This window comes from Xenorhabdus sp. KK7.4, from assembly GCF_963876465.1.
Lineage (GTDB): Bacteria > Pseudomonadota > Gammaproteobacteria > Enterobacterales > Enterobacteriaceae > Xenorhabdus > Xenorhabdus stockiae.
On record NZ_CAWNQF010000144.1, the window covers coordinates 130,709 to 147,648 of the forward strand.

The window sequence follows — 16,940 nt, forward strand, 5'->3', positions numbered from 1 at the left end:
CAGGGAAGAATTACTTCATATCCATCAGCCGTTGTTGGCGAGCCGATGGTAGATACCAAAATGTCGCTATCAGGCATAAAGCATAACCCAACATTTCACAACCTTCTTCCACCATATTTTTGACTGCTCGATTAAAATGCTCATCCATTAGCTCTTGCCAGAGTGCCCCCATACCAAACAAGCGGGAAAATACTAATACGCATAAAAGCCCGCAAATCATCATTGAATAACTTTGATGACGGGTGAAATGCACAAGCCCAACAAGAGTTTTAGAACCCTGCGTGACAGCGTAACTGATGCAGAGCAAAGCCAGAGGAATAGCAAACCACGCCCATGCTCCGTGGAAAATAACATCAAAATATACATCCAGCTCTCTGATTAACAGGCAACTAAAAAAGCCAGCCATCAAAATAAGCGATGTCCGTAATTTCGAATTTCTCTTTGCTTCATAAAACAGCAAAGTTGCAATGATAATTAGAGAAAGCTCCTGAAAAATTTCTGTCAGTGACTCTTCCTGTACATTGTTATGTAAATAATTAACATCTAAAAATAACAAACCCGTTGTTCCCGCTATCACCAATGCATATAAAATAAAAAACATCAATTTTTTGGCTAAAAAGATAAACATGCTAAATACCCACCAAGAAAAACAACAAATTCAAAACAAAACCACACAAAAAATCACATATCCCTACAATAAAAAAGCACCCAGTAATGAGTGCAGAAGCTGATTTTATCTGGTTCGGAAATATATTTTATACTTTCCATGCCCTTAAATGCCTTTCAGGCAGTATCAAATAAAATATTCGCCTCTATTTTGTCCAATATGAAAAATAGTGCTAAGTGAAAACGGAAGAAAAAAATATCCGGAGGTATAATCAGGGATTAAATATAATTAATCCTTATTAATTTAAGATCGCACATTTTGCGTATACGCGATAAAATATATTATTAAAATGAGCCATTCCAATAATATTAATTATCATTTGTATATCACTCTTTTTTAGCACAAGCCCACATTAGTGGGAGGTATATATGTTAGAAAGTGTTATCAACGATATTGTTAAATGGTTAGAAAACCAGCTTCAACTGACTGAAGGTATTAAAATAGATGCCATTGCCCATAAAAGTGGTTATTCAAAATGGCATTTACAACGCATTTTTAAGGAATTGAAAGGCTGTACATTGGGTCAGTATGTACGTCGGCGCCGCCTTCATGAAGCCGCCAAGTCGTTACACGAAGATGACTTGCCGATTCTGGATATCGCCCTGCAATATGGTTTCAGTTCGCAGGCTACATTTACACGGATCTTTAAAAAGCACTTTAATACCACACCGGCTAAATTCCGAGAAAATGGCAAATTACCTGAGTTAAAGACATTCTTATTTTGCGAAGAATAACTCATAGTAATTATCATTCTTTATGGTCAACTTCCCTGTTGTTGACCTTCTTTTAGGGCTAACCTCTGCCAATTATTTTTTCTATTTCAGTTCATTTATCAACCAATATGAAAATTGCTGTAACTCTGCATCCAGTAAGGGGTATTGCTCTCTGATAGCCTGAATTATCTGCTCAACAGCTTCAGGCTGATATAGCACTCCTGCCAGTTTTTTTGCCAGTATTTCAAATGGTGCGGGCTCAAGACTGTCAGTGAAAATTTGGCAACGATTAATAACTCCATGCTCAATATCAACATGCAACTCAATACCCCCCCAAGAAAACCGGGTATCCAGTGTATGGCTGAATGCGGGGGCCTGCCCGAAGTTCCATTCCCAGCTACTTTGCTTCTTGAAAACATCAACAAAACCGGGTAAATCTGGTAACGCCTGCGGTGAAATAATTTCCGGCTCTACCACTTCACCAAAATACTCAAAAAACGCATCGGTGATCCCTGCACATACTTTTTCATGCGTAATGTCTGGCAACAAATCTGACAGATTTGCCACTCTGGAACGAACAGAAGTAATGCCTTTCGCCTGTAATTTTTTAGGATCAGGGTTGAGATAATTAGCAAGGCGGTTCAAATCTGCATTAATCAGCAACGTCCCATGATGAAATCCGCGATCTTTAGTTTCCCGATATGCAGAGCCTGAAATTTTACGCTCTCCTTCCGGAGATGATAAAACCAGATCATTACGACCAGAAACCATCGCATGAATACCTGATTTTTTTAGTCCGTCCAGAATAATCTGAGTAGAAATCTCTTTGTTATAGGCTGGCTTACCAGCCATAAAGGTAAAGCAGGTATTCCCCAAATCATGAAAAACGGCACCACCGCCACTACTGCGCCGGGCTAGCTTTACACCATCCTGCTCCATGCGCCGCGTATTACATTCCTTCCACGGATTTTGCGCACGCCCTATGACAACTGTATTGGCATTGCGCCATAGGAACAAAACACTCTGCTCTGGTGACATTTGCCGAAAAATACACTCTTCAACAGCGAGATTAAACCAGGGATCATAAGAATCAGACAACAGCAACCGTAATCTAGACATTACTTGTCTCCAGACAAAGAAAAACAATGCCTTAGGATATCATAACGCTCAGATTAAATTGGTGATTCAGGTCGTGGTCATATTCTGCGGGCTTGCCAAAATACACGCTGCCAATAAACATTATCAAGAGAGGAACGCATAACACCATTGCTGGTAGAGGCATGAATAAATTCATTATTGATATCATAAATCCCAACATGTAATCCGTTAGCACCACTACCGGTTTTGAAAAATACCAGATCACCCGGCATCAAATCCTTTTTGCTGATCCGGGTTCCCAGTTGAGTTTGCTGATTTGTTGTCCGTGGAAGGAGGATATTAAAGCGATCATGAAATGTACGATAAACAAAACCTGAGCAATCCACACCCCGCCGATCCATACCTCCATAGCGGTAAGGTGTCCCCTGCCATTGTTCAAGTTGCTCTTTTAATTTTGCGATAACCATAATCGGATCAGACAGAGCTGCTCGCGATGGTGGTAGCTGCGATTGCGAGATATGGTTAGAACAACCGATAAGTAACAGGCTCAATAGCAGACATAAATGCCTGATTTTTATTGACATCAATCAGCCCTCCTGCTTTCTGGCCTGCTAATAAACCAAACACCGAATAGAATTAGCAAGATGCCTATCGTTTTTAATGGTGAGGTATTTTCATTAAACCAAGGTAATAATACCGCCATTAAATAAACAAAAATGTAACTCAGGCTTAATAGTGGATACGCTTTATTCAATGGCAGATATTTCAAAGTAAAAAACCAGCAGAACATAGATAATGCGTAACTGATAAGCCCTGCTATCACCACCAGCAAAGGATTAAGATTCAGCCACAACCAGTCTATACTGAACCAATGTAGCAATAAGGATAGTTCAGGTAACCGAGCCATTCCCCACTTCAAAAATAGCTGCGCGACCGTGACCAGTAAAACATTCGCTACTCCCCAAAAATACCCCTTCATTGATTCAGACTCATTAATAGGATCCCCGACATAATGGCTAAAACACCGATCCAGTGTTTTAACCCCACTTTCTCCTTATACAAAAATTGCCCGATCAATGTTATTACCACAAAATTAATGCTCAGCATCGGATAGGCGATGCTGAGTGGTAAAAATTGGAGTAATCGCAGCCAGAATAGCATTCCGGCCCCCAAAAGAAGCATAGCAGCCACTAGCCATACCACCACGAGTAATGTTTTATAGGGAGTCTTTTTTCCCCAACAGATAACCGCTTGTTTCTGGCAAATTTGCCCTGCACAGGTTAATAAACTAACAAGTATCAATAATCCTGCACTACTGTTCATCATGGTTGCTTCTTATAAATGACAAGAACAAAACGGGATTTTCGCTGTACAAGATCCGGTTGGGGTAATTCAGGCAGTTTTCCTTTTGACGATAATAAAAAAACAACGGCAACCTGACCATCTTTCCGTGCGCTGGTCAGCCAAACGGGAAATTGCTCTAGCGTTATATATCGGTTTTGGCTATCCGGATAATCCAGCCCATACGCCAGTTCACCCTTGTTTTGGAATAAATAGATATCATTGCGCTTTAATTCCCACGCCAGTGCCGCCCCTACCCCAACGGATGCCGATAAAATATATTTACTTTCTGCTAATTCTTTTTCGTTTTGTTGGATGAAATCTTGTGGAAGTTTAGAATTAATCGTTTTATCAGGCAGTGCACTACCTATTGATAGGCTAAGCATAATTGAACAGGCTGCGGCCCATTGCCAGTGCTTACCATTATGTCTGAAACATAAATACCCGACGATACCCCAGACAGCAAATGTCAGAATCCCCAATACCCATTTATGTAACTCATTAGACTGATAAAGAGGATTTTTGGGGAATATCTCCAAAAATACCAGTGCCAGTATTGCAATCAGGCCAATGAAAACATTGACTAATCCATTAAGCTTCAATGCCTTTATTTTGCCATTTCTCATACTATCAACGGCGTATTTTGCCATCATCAATGCTAAAGGCCCCATACACGGCAGGATATAGGTCAGTAATTTTCCTCTCGATATACTGAAAAATATCAAAGGAATACAGAACCAGCATAAGAGAAAAAACATTTCAGGATGATTTTTCTTCGCTTTCCAGCCGGTAAATAATGCACCGGGTAATAATCCTAACCACGGAATGACACCCAAAATTACTATCGGCAGATAAAACCAGAATGGTGATGCATGTTGTGCATTCTCGGAAGCAAAACGCTGGATATGTTCTATCCAGAAAAAATAATGCCAATAATCAGGCTCCCGAACAGCAACTGCAATCACCCACGGCAGACTAATCAAAACAGCGCCGATAATGGCAATCGGACCAAAGCGAAGCATCTCCAGAAAGCGTCTCTGGTATATCGTGACTGGTATCATCGAGATCACCGGCAGAACCAGTGCCAGAAAGCCTTTTGTCATAAAAGCCATGCCACAGGTTATACCCAGCACAAACCAGGCAAAAAACCGCTCTCGGGTACTACTGGCTTTCAGTGCCCAATAGCAGCTAACAATTCCTGCCGTGACCCATAATGAAAACATAGGATCGAGGACACTATAAGTCCCGACAGAAAACACAATAAACATGGAAATGTAAATCAGGCAGGAGATAAATGCTGTCTGACGACACTGCCACATCATCATAGCTAATCGATAAAGAAGAAATGCGCTGAGCATAATGCTGAATACTGAGCCAAAACGCACTGCGAAATTACTATCGCCAAAAATCCACTGACTAATGCTATTAATCCAATATCCGGCCACTGGTTTTTCAAAATAACGGATATCCAGAAAATAAGGCACGATCCAATCGCCACGCTGTAACATATCCCGGCTGATTTCAGCATATCGAGTTTCATCTGGTTGCCATAAAAGACGTCCATTCAAAGGGATCAAGTAAGTAAAGATAAAAAAAAGAGCCATTAAAACGGCTCCAGCTCTACTCATTCGAACATTCGACATATTTTTTATACCTCTTGTTGACAACCTAACCAGCCTTCACGACCAGGAAAATCGGAACGAACGATTCTCCCAACTGGCAATGTTTCCGGGTTTTCAGGTAGTAAATGACCTAATTGACAAAACTGAATATCTTGCTGGTGCAGCATATCCAATAGTGCCTCAAACTGTGATGATTTAGACATTCCTTCAACTTCTGCGTGAATGGTATAAACAGGAACACCGCGGGCATTTTGAATAGCATCCAGAATAAAATGGTTAAAATTGATATCACTGACCTGCGTGCCGATAACTTCATCATAAGTTGGCAATGTCACCGGGATTTGAACGGTTCCTAAGCTTCCATCAGGCAAAAGTGGCCTGAATGGATGTGTTCCACGGCAATCACTGTTGTAATCAAAACCAAATTGCTGTTTAGCCACCAGCACCCGCTCATCTGCGCGCCAGCCAGCAACAGCCGAGCATGTTACAGCCTGCCCTGTCTCCTTTTCTAATGCATCAACACCAAGCTGTATCTGTTCTGCTAATTCTGCTCCTGACCAACGACCGGCTTTTGCCTGCCAGCTTTGATGATCCCAGGCATGCAAACCCACTTCATGACCTTCTTCTATCGTCTGTTTCATCAAATGACCTAAATCTTTTGCAATTTTCTTTCCCGGCCAAGCAGTACCGGCTAACAAAATATCCGGGCCGTACAGAGAAACAGCATTTGATCTCAACATTTTCCACAAAAATTTAGGTTTCAGCAGCCGCCACAAGTGACGCCCCATATTATCCGGGCCAACACTGAAAAAAAAACTGGCCTGAATATAATGACGCTGTAAAATTTTAAGTAAACGCGGTACACCTTCCCTGGTGCCCTGATAAGTGTCTACGTCAATTCTTAAGCCCACTTTTTGCATCATATTTACCCTGTATGTTGCTTTTTCCTTTTCAGTTCCTGCACGGCATCACGCAAGAAGAAATCCAGTGTTTCATCGATCGTCTGTTCCATACCGATAGTCGGTTTCCATCCCAGCAGACGTTCCGCATTTTTAATACTGGGCTTACGATGCTCAACATCCTGATAGCCCTGACCGTAATAACTGCTGCTTTCGATCTTTTTAAATCCGGCAAAAGGAGGAAAATTCCCACGTAATTCATGTTTTTCAAAGCTATTCAGCAAGATTTCAGCTAATTGACGAATACTGGCTTCATTCGTCGGGTTACCAATGTTAATAATCTGCCCATCACATAAGCCATTTTTGTTTTCAATAATTCTGAACAGCGCTTCAATCCCATCATGAATATCAGTAAAACAGCGTTTTTGTTCTCCGCCATCAACTAATTTTATCGGGGAGCCTTCGACCAGATTTAAGATTAACTGCGTAATTGCTCTGGAACTGCCAATACGTGCTGAGTTTAAATTATCCAACCGTGGTCCCATCCAGTTAAATGGACGGAACAGGGTAAATTTCAAACCTTCTTTTTCACCGTATGCCCAGATAACACGATCAAGTAATTGTTTGGATACGGAATAGATCCAGCGCTGTTTATTAATTGGCCCCACGATAAGGCGCGATGTGTCTTCATCGAATTCCTTATCATCACACATGCCATAAACTTCGGAAGTAGAAGGGAAAATAATCCGCTTGTTGTATTTCACACAATAACGAACAATTTTCAGATTTTCTTCAAAATCCAATTCAAATACACGCAGTGGATTACGGGTATATTCGATAGGCGTAGCGATGGCGACTAACGGCAGAATAACATCACATTTTTTGATGTGATATTCGATCCACTCAGTGTGAATGCTGACATCACCTTCAATGAAGTGAAAATGAGGGTTACCAATAAAGCGCTCTATCGCAGAAGAGCCAATATCCATGCCGTAAATATCATAATTACCATCATTCAGCAGACGTTCTGTCAAATGATTACCGATAAAGCCATTTACTCCCAGAATTAAAACTCGCTTACGGCGGGGGATCTGTGCGGTGGCTTTCTGCCCAACCTGAACACCGGTAACTATGCCCATCTCCTGAGCAAGCCGGCTACCCTGAACGTAGATACCTGATTCGCTCTGTCCACTAACAATTTCCAGAGCGCCTGTTCCACACGCAATAACCAGCGGGTCGGTGGAGAGCACTGTTCCGGCCTGTTTATCGTGTGTTGTATTCAGTGGAACCGAGCGCCAGATTGTGATTTTTCGCCCACCGAGAAAAGTAAACGCACCGGGATAAGGTTCTGTCACTGCACGAACAAGGTTATTGATCTCTTCAGACGATTTATGCCAGAAAATTTCACCATCTTCAGCGGTTCTACGACCAAAATAAGTAGCCTGACTTTCATCCTGTGGGATTGAAAGGTAATTATCTGCTTTAAAACGAGGCAGAATATCATTCAGTAATTCAGTTGCTGCTTCACGGATTTTCCCATGTACGATCAATGAAGTATCAGTTTTCTCAATCTGTACTGCCTGTTGTGCAACAACATCTCCGGCATCGGCCTTTGCTGACATTTTATGTAATGTCACACCTGTTTCTGTCTCACCATTTAAGATCGCCCAGTTAACCGGAGCACGACCACGATATTTTGGTAGCAAAGAGCCATGCAGATTAAACGCACCTTTTTTTGCCAATGATAAAATATCCTGGCTGAGCATATCGCGATAATAAAATGAAAAGATAATATCTGGCTGCATTTCTCGGATATGTTCAACCCAGAGCGGATGATTCACATTTTCCGGCGCAAATACGGATAAACCTAAATCCGCACCTGCACGAGCCACAGAAGAGAAAAAATTATTTTCATTTGGATCATCAACATGTGTAAAAATAGCCCGGATATCGAAACCTGCTTTCACTAATGCATTAAGTCCGGCACAACCAATATCATGGTAGGCAAAAATCACTGCTTTCATTCTTTTTCTTCCTGATTATCGTTGGTCTTTTTATCCCCGACCACTTTTTGAATAAAGTAACGTGGGCGGGCACGAACATCGTTATATATGCGACCGATATATTCTCCGAGTAACCCCATTGCAACGAATTGAGCGCCAATAAACATAAAAAGAATGGCAAATAGGGTAAAGACGCCTTCAGCTGCCCATATAGCACCAAAAATCAGGCGCAAAGCGATCAGTAATACAGCCAACAGAAAACCCGTCACGGCAATAATACTTCCCACTACACTCAATAACCGTAACGGCGCTGTCGTCAGGCAGGTCAGCAGGTCATACATCAGATTTATCAACTTCATAAAACTGTATTTGGAATCGCCGAATTCGCGTTCTGCATGGGTTACATCAATTTCAGTTGTTCGACGAGCGAATGTATTGGCAAGAATAGGAATAAATGTACTGCGTTCATGGCATTGCAACATCGCTCGCACAATATGGCGGCGATATGCACGCAACATACAGCCGTAGTCGCCCATAGAGCGCCCCGTCACTTTCGTTATCATTGCGTTGATCATTTTAGAGGCCGTTTTACGGAACCATGAATCCTGTCGGTTGGCACGGCGTGTACCGACAACATCATATCCCTCTTCTGCAACCTTCACTAAACGGGGGATCTCTTCTGGCGGGTTCTGCAAATCTGCATCAAGTGTGATAACAAGATCACCACTTGCCTGATGGAACCCCGCCATAATTGCAGAATGCTGCCCATAATTACGGTTCAGTAAAATTGCAATAACATAACTTTCGGGATCTTCAGCTGCCCGGGTTAAAATCTCTGCAGAGCTGTCACGGCTGCCATCATCCACCAGAATTAATTCATATTCCTGATTGAGTTTCTGGCAGGCAGAAATAGTTCTTTTTAATAATTGAGGCAAACTTTCTTCTTCGTTATAAACAGGAATAACCACCGAAACTTTTCTAATTTCTTCAAATCCCACTGTTTTTACTCCGCAATAATTTCCAATACCGCATTAACAACCCGATCCACATCGTCGTTACTCATATCTGGAAAAAGGGGTAACGAACAAAGTGTCGCTGAATTCCATTCAGATTCAGGCAGAGACAGAGTTGGATAGCGTTCCCGATAATATTTTTGTGTATGTGCCGCTCTGAAATGTAACCCTGAGCCAATATTGCGTTCTTTCAAACGAGTCATGAAAGTGTCACGGTCAATACCGCAGACTTTTTGATCCACTCGTACCATGAATAAATGATGAGAATGCTGGTGTTCGTATTCAGGAACGCTCAGCATTTTTAAAGGAGAATCATGAAGAGCAGCGGTATAACGGGCTACCAGCTCCCGACGGCGGGCATTCATGGAGGCCAGTTTCCCTAACTGAACAACCGCTATCGCCGCATGAATATCTGACAGGTTGTATTTGAAACCCGGTTCAATAACCTCAGCCTGTGGCTTCCGGCCCTGAAGCTGCCGATCAAACGCATCAACAGCCAGACCGTGGAATTTCAGACTGCGGATTTTTTGCGCCAGTTCATCATTATCTGTAACAAACATGCCACCTTCAGCGCATGTCATGTTTTTGATAGCGTGGAAAGAAAAAATAGCGGTTCCTCGCTCACCTACCCATTCATTTTTATAACGGGTTCCTACTGCATGAGCCGCATCTTCAATTAAGGGAATGCCCGCTTCTTCCGCAACCACACGTAAAGCTTCAAGATCACAGGGAGCACCTGCATAGTGGACTGGAATAATCGCTTTGGTTTTCGGAGTAATCGCCTGCCTGACCGTTTCCGCACTGACCATCAATGTATCACGATCAACATCGACCATGACCGGTTCAGCGCCTGACAGGCAAATCATATTAATGGTGGAAACCCAGGTTTGGGAAGGTGTGATAACTTCATCGCCGGGGCCTATTTTCAATGCCAATAATGCCAAGTGCATCCCGGCTGTAGCAGAATACAGAGCAATAGCATGTCTGCAACCAAACATTTGAGCAAAATTCTGTTCTAGCTGCTGGTTTTGTGGCCCCGTAGTAATCCAACCTGAATGTAAAACCTGTTCTACTGCCTCAACCTCTTCACGTCCAATCGATGGACGGGAGAATGATAAAAAATTGTTCATAATCGCCTTGCGTAGCCTGACTCATTTTATAATTGGAAGACATTCTGACGAACACTTCATAGACAAAATAACAACAAGCAAACAAACTGAGGGCAATCAACGAAAAAAGAGAGAAAAAACAATCAACCAAGGTGATTTCTACCTTTGAAGATTAGAGATGATCTACCCTCCATAACTTATAGTCAGTATTTTGGATATGTCTAATATTTACTTCAAAAATTTCGGATAAATTTCTTTCATTCATCACATTATGTGGTCGACCAGACATAATCAACTCACCACGAGCGAGCAACCATACATTGTCGGCCTGTTCATAAGTGTGATTAAGATCATGGCTACTCAATAAAACAGTCCCTCCCAATACACAAAATTGGTTAATTAATTTATCTAAAATAGCTTGCTGTGTGATATCAAGATTATTAGTCGGCTCATCAAGCAGCAGTAATTTCCCTATCGGATTAAGTTCAGGCCATACCTGCAAAAAAGCGCCCGCTAATCTCACCCGCTGCCACTCGCCTCCAGATAATTGTCCAATTGTTGAAGCCAGTAACGCCGTCAGTTTCAGTTGCTGACAAATTTCATGTAATACCTTTTCACCTTCAGGCTGGGACGCCAGCTCAGGGCGATACATATCCAGATATTGAAAAACAGGCATGGCGGGAGCTGAAACCGACTGAGAGAACCACGCCCGACACTGCGCCAGTTCCCTCTGCCGATAATCACTTAATTTTTTACCGTTAAGGTGAATCGTGCCATCATGAGGTAAAATACCGGCAATAGCCGCAAGCAAAGTACTTTTTCCTGAGCCATTCAGCCCTACCAAATGAACTTTCTCTCCGGCCTTGACGGAAGCAGACAGCGAATTCAGTCTGTTGTTGACAGTAATATTATCCAATACTAAAAGTGGTAGCTGAATCATACTATCTTCCCTATTCTCGTTTTTTAGTACTTCCCCATCATTTTTTAAAGCTCTTTATATCCGTGGCGCTTTCAATAACAACCAGATAAAAACAGGTGCTCCCAGAGTTGCTGTAACAACCCCTATCGGTATTTCCGCATGGGATAAAGATAAACGAGAAAATAAGTCTGCCAGTAATAAACAACTGCCACCGGCTAATGTGCAGGCAGGTAATAATGTTTTATGATCCGTCAAACCAATCAGTCTTAAAATATGGGGAATGACTAACCCGATAAAACTAATTGCTCCGGCAAGAGCCACACTCAAACCAACCAGTAATCCTACTGCTGATACAAATAAATTACGCCACTTATGATGCGAAATCCCTAATTGATATGCCTGTAATTCACCCAGAGAAAGATAATTAAGTGTTTTTCCGGTTCTACTTAACCAAAGGATCAGAGGGCACAATGCAATCACCAGCCATATTTGGCGCCAGTCAATACCACTGAAACTACCCATCATCCAATACATTAATTGGCGTAAGTCGAGACTGGTACTGAAATAAACCATCCATGTCATTACGGCACCAAATACTACTCCGAAAGCAACCCCGATTAATAATAAACGTGCATTGGTCATTTGGTGCTTTTTAGCCAATCCCAACAGAATTGCAGTCATAAAAAGTGCCCCTAAAACCGCACCAGCACTTAATAGCCACAATGGGGTAATACCATGAAAAATGAGGATCAAGAAAACAACCACTACCCCGGCCCCATTACTGACACCCAATAATCCGGGTTCAGCCAGCGGATTCTCAAATAACGCCTGCATAACTGCACCTGACACTGCCAGACTGGCACCAACGACAAATACTGCCAATGCTCTGGGCAATCTCAACTGCCAAATAAACAACTGGGCGGAATCAGACAGCCATTGAGTTGGCCAGAACCATATTTCACCGGCAGATAGCGATAAAATAAATAATCCAATAGATAAAATAAGAAGTAGAGCTATCACTCGGTAATCACGTTTTTTCTGACGAGTGAGGAGTTCAGAGACAGAATAAATCGGTAAACGATATTTTGATAACATGAGAAGTGAAAATATTCAGGATAAAGAGCAAGAAAAAGACCGCTTAATCGCGGCCTTTTCATATTTTATTCTTTTGGTAACGCTTTTTCTACCCGACTCTTCAACTTTTGCCCAGGGCGAAAGGTGACGACCCGACGAGCAGTAATAGGTATATCCTCGCCAGTTTTCGGATTACGACCTGGACGTTGATTTTTATCTCTCAAATCAAAGTTACCAAATCCAGATAACTTAACCTGCTCCCCATTCTCCAAAGAACGACGCACTTCTTCAAAGAATATTTCCACTAGATCTTTAGCGTCACGTTTGCTAATACCCAGTTTTTCAAACAGATTTTCTGACATTTCAGCTTTAGTAAGCGCCATAAGTTCAGTCCCTCAAGGATGCTTGGAATCGCTGTTCTAATGCAGCAACGCATTTGCTAACGGTCGCAGCAATCTCTTCTTCTTCCAGTGTACGCGAGGTATCCTGCAAGATTAAGCTAATAGCAAGGCTTTTATAGCCTTCCGCGACACCTTTACCACAATACACGTCAAATAAGTTTATGCCAACTATATGATTTACGCCAACTTTCTTACATTCAACCAGAATATCTTCTGCAGCTACATTTTCAGGCACAACTATCGCGATATCACGGCGATTGGATGGGAAGCGAGAAACTTCCTTCATTTCAGGAATTATGCGGTCCGCAAGTTTGTCCCACAACAATTCGAATACCACGGTGCGGCCATTCAAGTCAAGTTTACGTTCCAACTCTGGATGAACGACCCCGATGTAACCAATGTATTTATTTCCCAGATAAATCCCAGCACTTTGTCCGGGATGCAAGGCAGGATGTTCTTCTGCTTTAAAGGAAATCTCGGATAGTTTACCCGTCAGTTCTAAAACGGATTCTAAATCACCTTTCAAATCGAAGAAGTCAACTGCTTGTTTTTCAATCGACCAATGCTCATCGAAACGATTTCCGGCGATTACACCACCAAGCATCAATTCCTGACGAATACCATATTCTGCGCTTTCATCAGGCACAAAACGTAGACCTGATTCAAATAATCGCACTCGGTGTTGCTGACGGTTCTGATTATAAGCAACTGTCGTCAGCAATCCGGTTAGCAAAGACAAGCGCATTGCTGACATATCAGCCGAAATCGGATTTGGCAGAATTAATGCTTCCTGTTGCGGGTGTAATTGCTGCTGGAGCTTCGGATCAACAAAGCTATAGGTGATAACTTCCTGATAACCTTTGTCCACCAACATAGTTTTGACGCGCTTAAGAGATAAATCCGCTTCACGGTGTGAAGTCATGACCAAATCAGCGCGTACAGGTACATCAGGAATATTGTTGTAGCCATAAATACGGGCAACTTCTTCAACCAGATCTTCTTCAATCTGCATGTCGAAACGCCAGCTCGGAGCTACTGCTTCCCAATTACCATTCTGAACTATTACCTGACAGCCCAGACGGCTCAGGATGTCCGTTACTTGCTCATCAGCAATATGATGGCCAATCAAACGATCCAATTTATTACGAGTCAGTGTAATAGTTGCTGGCTTTGGTAAATGAGACTCACTGGTAACATCGATAATCTCACCAGCTTCCCCACCACAGATAGCAACCAGTAACTGTGTTGCGTATTCCATTGCTTTAAATTGCAGCTGCGGATCAACGCCACGTTCGAAACGATGAGAGGCATCTGTATGCAAACCATAACGACGGGCACGGCCAGTAATTGCCAATGGTGCAAAAAAAGCACACTCCAGCAGAATATGTTGTGTTTTTGTACTAACACCAGAATATTCGCCGCCAAAAATTCCTGCCATTGCAAGTGGTTGCTTTTCATCAGCAATCACAAGCGTATCAGCAGAAAGTTCCACTTCATTTCCATCCAGTAGGGTTAATTTTTCACCCTGCTCTGCCAGACGAACAATAATAGAACCGTCTAAACGCTCTAAATCGAACGCATGTAATGGCTGACCCAGCTCAAGCAACACGTAATTAGTAACATCAACAACAGGATCGATAGAACGAACACCACCACGACGCAGTTTTTCGCGCATCCACAGTGGCGTTTCTGCTTCAACATTGACGTTATTGATAACTCGCCCTAAATAACGCGGACAAGCTTCTGGTGCGTCAACACGAATAGAGAATGTCGCATCTGTAGCCGGTTTAACAGGCTCGATTTCCGGCTCATTCATGGACAATTTATTGATAACGGCAACATCGCGGGCAACGCCCTGAATGCTAAGGCAGTCTGCGCGGTTAGGCGTAATGCTGATTTCAATCGCACTATCATCCAATTTCATGTAATCGCGCAAATCGGCACCAATTGGCGCATCAGCTGGTAATTCAATAATACCATCGTGATCATTGCTAATTCCCAGCTCAGAAAGCGAGCAAAGCATACCTTCTGACGGCTCACCACGTAATTTAGCCGCTTTAATTTTAAAATCACCGGGCAATACAGCACCAACGGTAGCAACTGCTACACGCAGACCCTGACGGCAATTTGGTGCACCACAGACGATATCGAGAAGGCTATCACCACCAACATTAACTTTTGTGATGCGCAATTTGTCTGCGTTCGGGTGTTGAGCACATTCAACAACTTCACCGACGAAAACACCATTAAATTGACCCGCTACTTTTTCAACGCCATCAACTTCCAAGCCCGCCATGGTGATTTGATCAGACAATTCTTCGCTACTAATGGCAGGATTCGCCCATTCGCGTAACCAGAGTTCACTGAATTTCATGAAATATTCCCGCCTTATTTAAACTGTTTGAGGAAACGCAAATCATTTTCAAAGAAAGCACGTAGATCGGTGACGCCATAACGCAGCATCGTCAAGCGTTCCATTCCCATACCAAAGGCAAAACCAGAATAAACTTCAGGATCAATGCCAACGTTACGCAATACATTCGGGTGAACCATGCCACAACCTAATACTTCCAGCCATTTGCCATTTTTACCCATCACATCAACTTCTGCGGATGGTTCAGTAAACGGAAAATAGGATGGGCGGAAACGAACCTGCATATCTTCTTCAAAGAAGTTATTCAAAAAGTCATGCAACGTGCCTTTCAGATTGGTGAAGCTGATATTCTTATCAACAATCAACCCTTCTATCTGATGGAACATTGGGGTATGTGTCTGATCGTAATCATTCCGGTATACCCGGCCTGGCGCAATGATACGGATAGGTGGCTGACCCTCTTTCATTGTGCGGATCTGAACACCTGACGTTTGCGTACGTAGCAAACGTTTTGCATCAAACCAAAATGTGTCGTGATCAGCACGAGCCGGATGATGTGCAGGGATATTCAGCGCGTCAAAGTTATGGTAGTCGTCTTCAATTTCCGGACCAGCTTTAACAGAAAAGCCTAACTCACCAAAGAAAGTTTCAATTCGTTCAATCGTACGAGTGACTGGATGTAATCCGCCATTTTCCATACGACGGCCAGGCAATGAAACATCAACTTTTTCTGCTGCCAGACGGGCATTCAGAACATCTGCTTCCAATTTAGCTTTACGTGCATTCAAAGCTTCCTGGACTTCTTGTTTTGCCTGGTTAATAACAGCCCCTGCCGCTGGACGCTCCTCGGCAGACAAGTCACGCAGCGATGACATCTGGAGAGTTAAATGGCCTTTTTTTCCCAGGTATTCAACTCGCACCAAATCCAACGCGGCAACATCCTGGGCTTCTTCTACGGCTGCTTTTGCGTTTGCAACCAGCTCAGTAAGATGTGACATCGTTTTCCTCTTCCTTCGGCCAGATGGCCTTTTAGTTGTTATCGACTATGCCCTCAAAATTTTTGTCTCTTAATGAGGTCATAAAAATAAAAAAGCCTCCAGACCGGAGGCTCAAGCGCTGTTTTTCGTTTCTTTTCTTACGCGCAAAGCCCCCTTATTTCAGGCGCTAAAGTAAAAAAAGAAACGAAAAAAGGCTAACTTCATCATTTTTATTCTCTCTCCTGTACCCTTTTCAACCCGACTATTTATAGACTGGCTAATCCAGCTAATAGTAAGCATATTTTCAAAAAAAGTAAAAGAGGGAGCAAAGGCTCCCTCTCTTAACCTGACTTATGCCAGAGCGCCCTTCGCTTTTTCAACCAGAGCAGCAAATGCTACTTTGTCGAATACAGCGATATCAGCCAGAATCTTACGGTCGATTTCAATCGAAGCCTTTTTCAGGCCGTTGATGAAACGGCTGTAAGACATGCCGTTCTGACGTGCAGCAGCGTTGATACGAGCAATCCACAATTGACGGAATTGACGTTTACGCTGACGGCGGTCACGGTAAGCGTACTGACCAGCTTTGATAACTGCCTGGAAAGCAACACGATAAACGCGCGAACGGGCACCGTAGTAACCTTTCGCTTGTTTTAAAATTTTCTTGTGACGTGCACGGGCAATAACACCACGTTTTACGCGAGCCATATACTTCTCCTATCGTCTCTGA

General features: G+C 42.8%; 18 protein-coding genes and 1 other annotated feature. Of the genes, 1 reads left to right on the forward strand and 17 read right to left on the reverse strand.

Features of this window, described 5'->3' with window-relative positions:
- Nucleotides 1–10 precede the first annotated feature (10 nt).
- Entirely contained in the window at nt 11–628 is a 618-nt protein-coding gene (locus AACS90_RS22330) for a hypothetical protein (protein WP_099121571.1), read from the reverse strand.
- 407 nt (nt 629–1,035) lie between these two features.
- On the opposite strand from AACS90_RS22330, the gene AACS90_RS22335 reads away from it, so the two are divergent.
- A complete protein-coding gene (locus AACS90_RS22335; RefSeq protein WP_099108175.1) occupies nt 1,036–1,401 on the forward strand; it encodes a helix-turn-helix domain-containing protein in 366 nt (121 codons plus the stop codon).
- A gap of 81 nt (nt 1,402–1,482) precedes the next feature.
- On the opposite strand, the gene AACS90_RS22340 is transcribed toward AACS90_RS22335, so the two are convergent.
- The 16 genes from AACS90_RS22340 to rplT form a co-directional block, all read right to left on the reverse strand.
- Complete coding sequence (locus AACS90_RS22340) at nt 1,483–2,499, reverse strand: lipoate--protein ligase A (RefSeq protein WP_099121572.1); 1,017 nt, start codon at nt 2,497–2,499, stop codon at nt 1,483–1,485.
- Between the two features lie 77 nt (nt 2,500–2,576).
- Nucleotides 2,577–3,062 carry a C40 family peptidase gene (locus AACS90_RS22345; protein WP_099121573.1) on the reverse strand — a complete coding sequence of 162 codons (486 nt, stop codon included), beginning with the start codon at nt 3,060–3,062 and terminating at the stop codon, nt 2,577–2,579.
- The gene (gene arnF, locus AACS90_RS22350) at nt 3,062–3,457 is read right to left on the reverse strand and encodes a 4-amino-4-deoxy-L-arabinose-phosphoundecaprenol flippase subunit ArnF (RefSeq protein ID WP_099121574.1); all 396 of its coding nucleotides are present in this window, start codon (nt 3,455–3,457) and stop codon (nt 3,062–3,064) included. Before arnF ends, AACS90_RS22345 begins: the two co-directional genes overlap by 1 nt.
- Entirely contained in the window at nt 3,454–3,801 is a 348-nt protein-coding gene (arnE, locus tag AACS90_RS22355; protein WP_099121609.1) for a 4-amino-4-deoxy-L-arabinose-phosphoundecaprenol flippase subunit ArnE, read from the reverse strand. The genes arnF and arnE overlap by 4 nt, the downstream gene beginning before the upstream one ends.
- Nucleotides 3,801–5,462 carry a lipid IV(A) 4-amino-4-deoxy-L-arabinosyltransferase gene (gene arnT, locus AACS90_RS22360; RefSeq protein WP_099121575.1) on the reverse strand — a complete coding sequence of 554 codons (1,662 nt, stop codon included), beginning with the start codon at nt 5,460–5,462 and terminating at the stop codon, nt 3,801–3,803. The genes arnE and arnT overlap by 1 nt, the downstream gene beginning before the upstream one ends.
- Nucleotides 5,463–5,467: 5 nt before the next feature.
- Nucleotides 5,468–6,361 carry a 4-deoxy-4-formamido-L-arabinose-phosphoundecaprenol deformylase gene (arnD, locus tag AACS90_RS22365; RefSeq protein ID WP_099121610.1) on the reverse strand — a complete coding sequence of 298 codons (894 nt, stop codon included), beginning with the start codon at nt 6,359–6,361 and terminating at the stop codon, nt 5,468–5,470.
- Nucleotides 6,362–6,366: 5 nt separating this feature from the next.
- Nucleotides 6,367–8,364 carry a bifunctional UDP-4-amino-4-deoxy-L-arabinose formyltransferase/UDP-glucuronic acid oxidase ArnA gene (arnA, locus tag AACS90_RS22370; RefSeq protein ID WP_099121576.1) on the reverse strand — a complete coding sequence of 666 codons (1,998 nt, stop codon included), beginning with the start codon at nt 8,362–8,364 and terminating at the stop codon, nt 6,367–6,369.
- Complete coding sequence (arnC, locus tag AACS90_RS22375; RefSeq protein WP_099121577.1) at nt 8,361–9,341, reverse strand: undecaprenyl-phosphate 4-deoxy-4-formamido-L-arabinose transferase; 981 nt, start codon at nt 9,339–9,341, stop codon at nt 8,361–8,363. The genes arnA and arnC overlap by 4 nt, the downstream gene beginning before the upstream one ends.
- Before the next feature lie 5 nt (nt 9,342–9,346).
- Complete coding sequence (arnB, locus tag AACS90_RS22380; RefSeq protein ID WP_099121578.1) at nt 9,347–10,486, reverse strand: UDP-4-amino-4-deoxy-L-arabinose aminotransferase; 1,140 nt, start codon at nt 10,484–10,486, stop codon at nt 9,347–9,349.
- Nucleotides 10,487–10,637: 151 nt separating this feature from the next.
- Nucleotides 10,638–11,405 (reverse strand): vitamin B12 ABC transporter ATP-binding protein BtuD, encoded by a 768-nt coding sequence (gene btuD, locus AACS90_RS22385; protein WP_099121579.1) that lies wholly within the window; start codon nt 11,403–11,405, stop codon nt 10,638–10,640.
- 54 nt (nt 11,406–11,459) lie between these two features.
- On the reverse strand, nt 11,460–12,479 hold the full coding sequence (gene btuC, locus AACS90_RS22390) for a vitamin B12 ABC transporter permease BtuC (RefSeq protein ID WP_099121580.1): 1,020 nt from the start codon (nt 12,477–12,479) through the stop codon (nt 11,460–11,462).
- Between the two features lie 65 nt (nt 12,480–12,544).
- Entirely contained in the window at nt 12,545–12,841 is a 297-nt protein-coding gene (gene ihfA, locus AACS90_RS22395) for an integration host factor subunit alpha (protein ID WP_099121581.1), read from the reverse strand.
- 4 nt (nt 12,842–12,845) lie between these two features.
- Nucleotides 12,846–15,233, reverse strand: a complete 2,388-nt coding sequence (gene pheT / locus AACS90_RS22400; protein ID WP_099121582.1) for a phenylalanine--tRNA ligase subunit beta — start codon at nt 15,231–15,233, stop codon at nt 12,846–12,848.
- A 14-nt stretch (nt 15,234–15,247) separates the two neighbouring features.
- Complete coding sequence (gene pheS / locus AACS90_RS22405) at nt 15,248–16,231, reverse strand: phenylalanine--tRNA ligase subunit alpha (protein ID WP_099121583.1); 984 nt, start codon at nt 16,229–16,231, stop codon at nt 15,248–15,250.
- 85 nt (nt 16,232–16,316) lie between these two features.
- Nucleotides 16,317–16,441: a sequence feature (Phe leader region), on the reverse strand.
- The gene (gene pheM / locus AACS90_RS23395) at nt 16,391–16,510 is read right to left on the reverse strand and encodes a pheST operon leader peptide PheM (RefSeq protein WP_153043651.1); all 120 of its coding nucleotides are present in this window, start codon (nt 16,508–16,510) and stop codon (nt 16,391–16,393) included. It overlaps the preceding feature by 51 nt.
- Nucleotides 16,511–16,561: 51 nt before the next feature.
- On the reverse strand, nt 16,562–16,918 hold the full coding sequence (gene rplT / locus AACS90_RS22410) for a 50S ribosomal protein L20 (protein ID WP_010847342.1): 357 nt from the start codon (nt 16,916–16,918) through the stop codon (nt 16,562–16,564).
- Between the last annotated feature and the right edge of the window lie 22 nt (nt 16,919–16,940).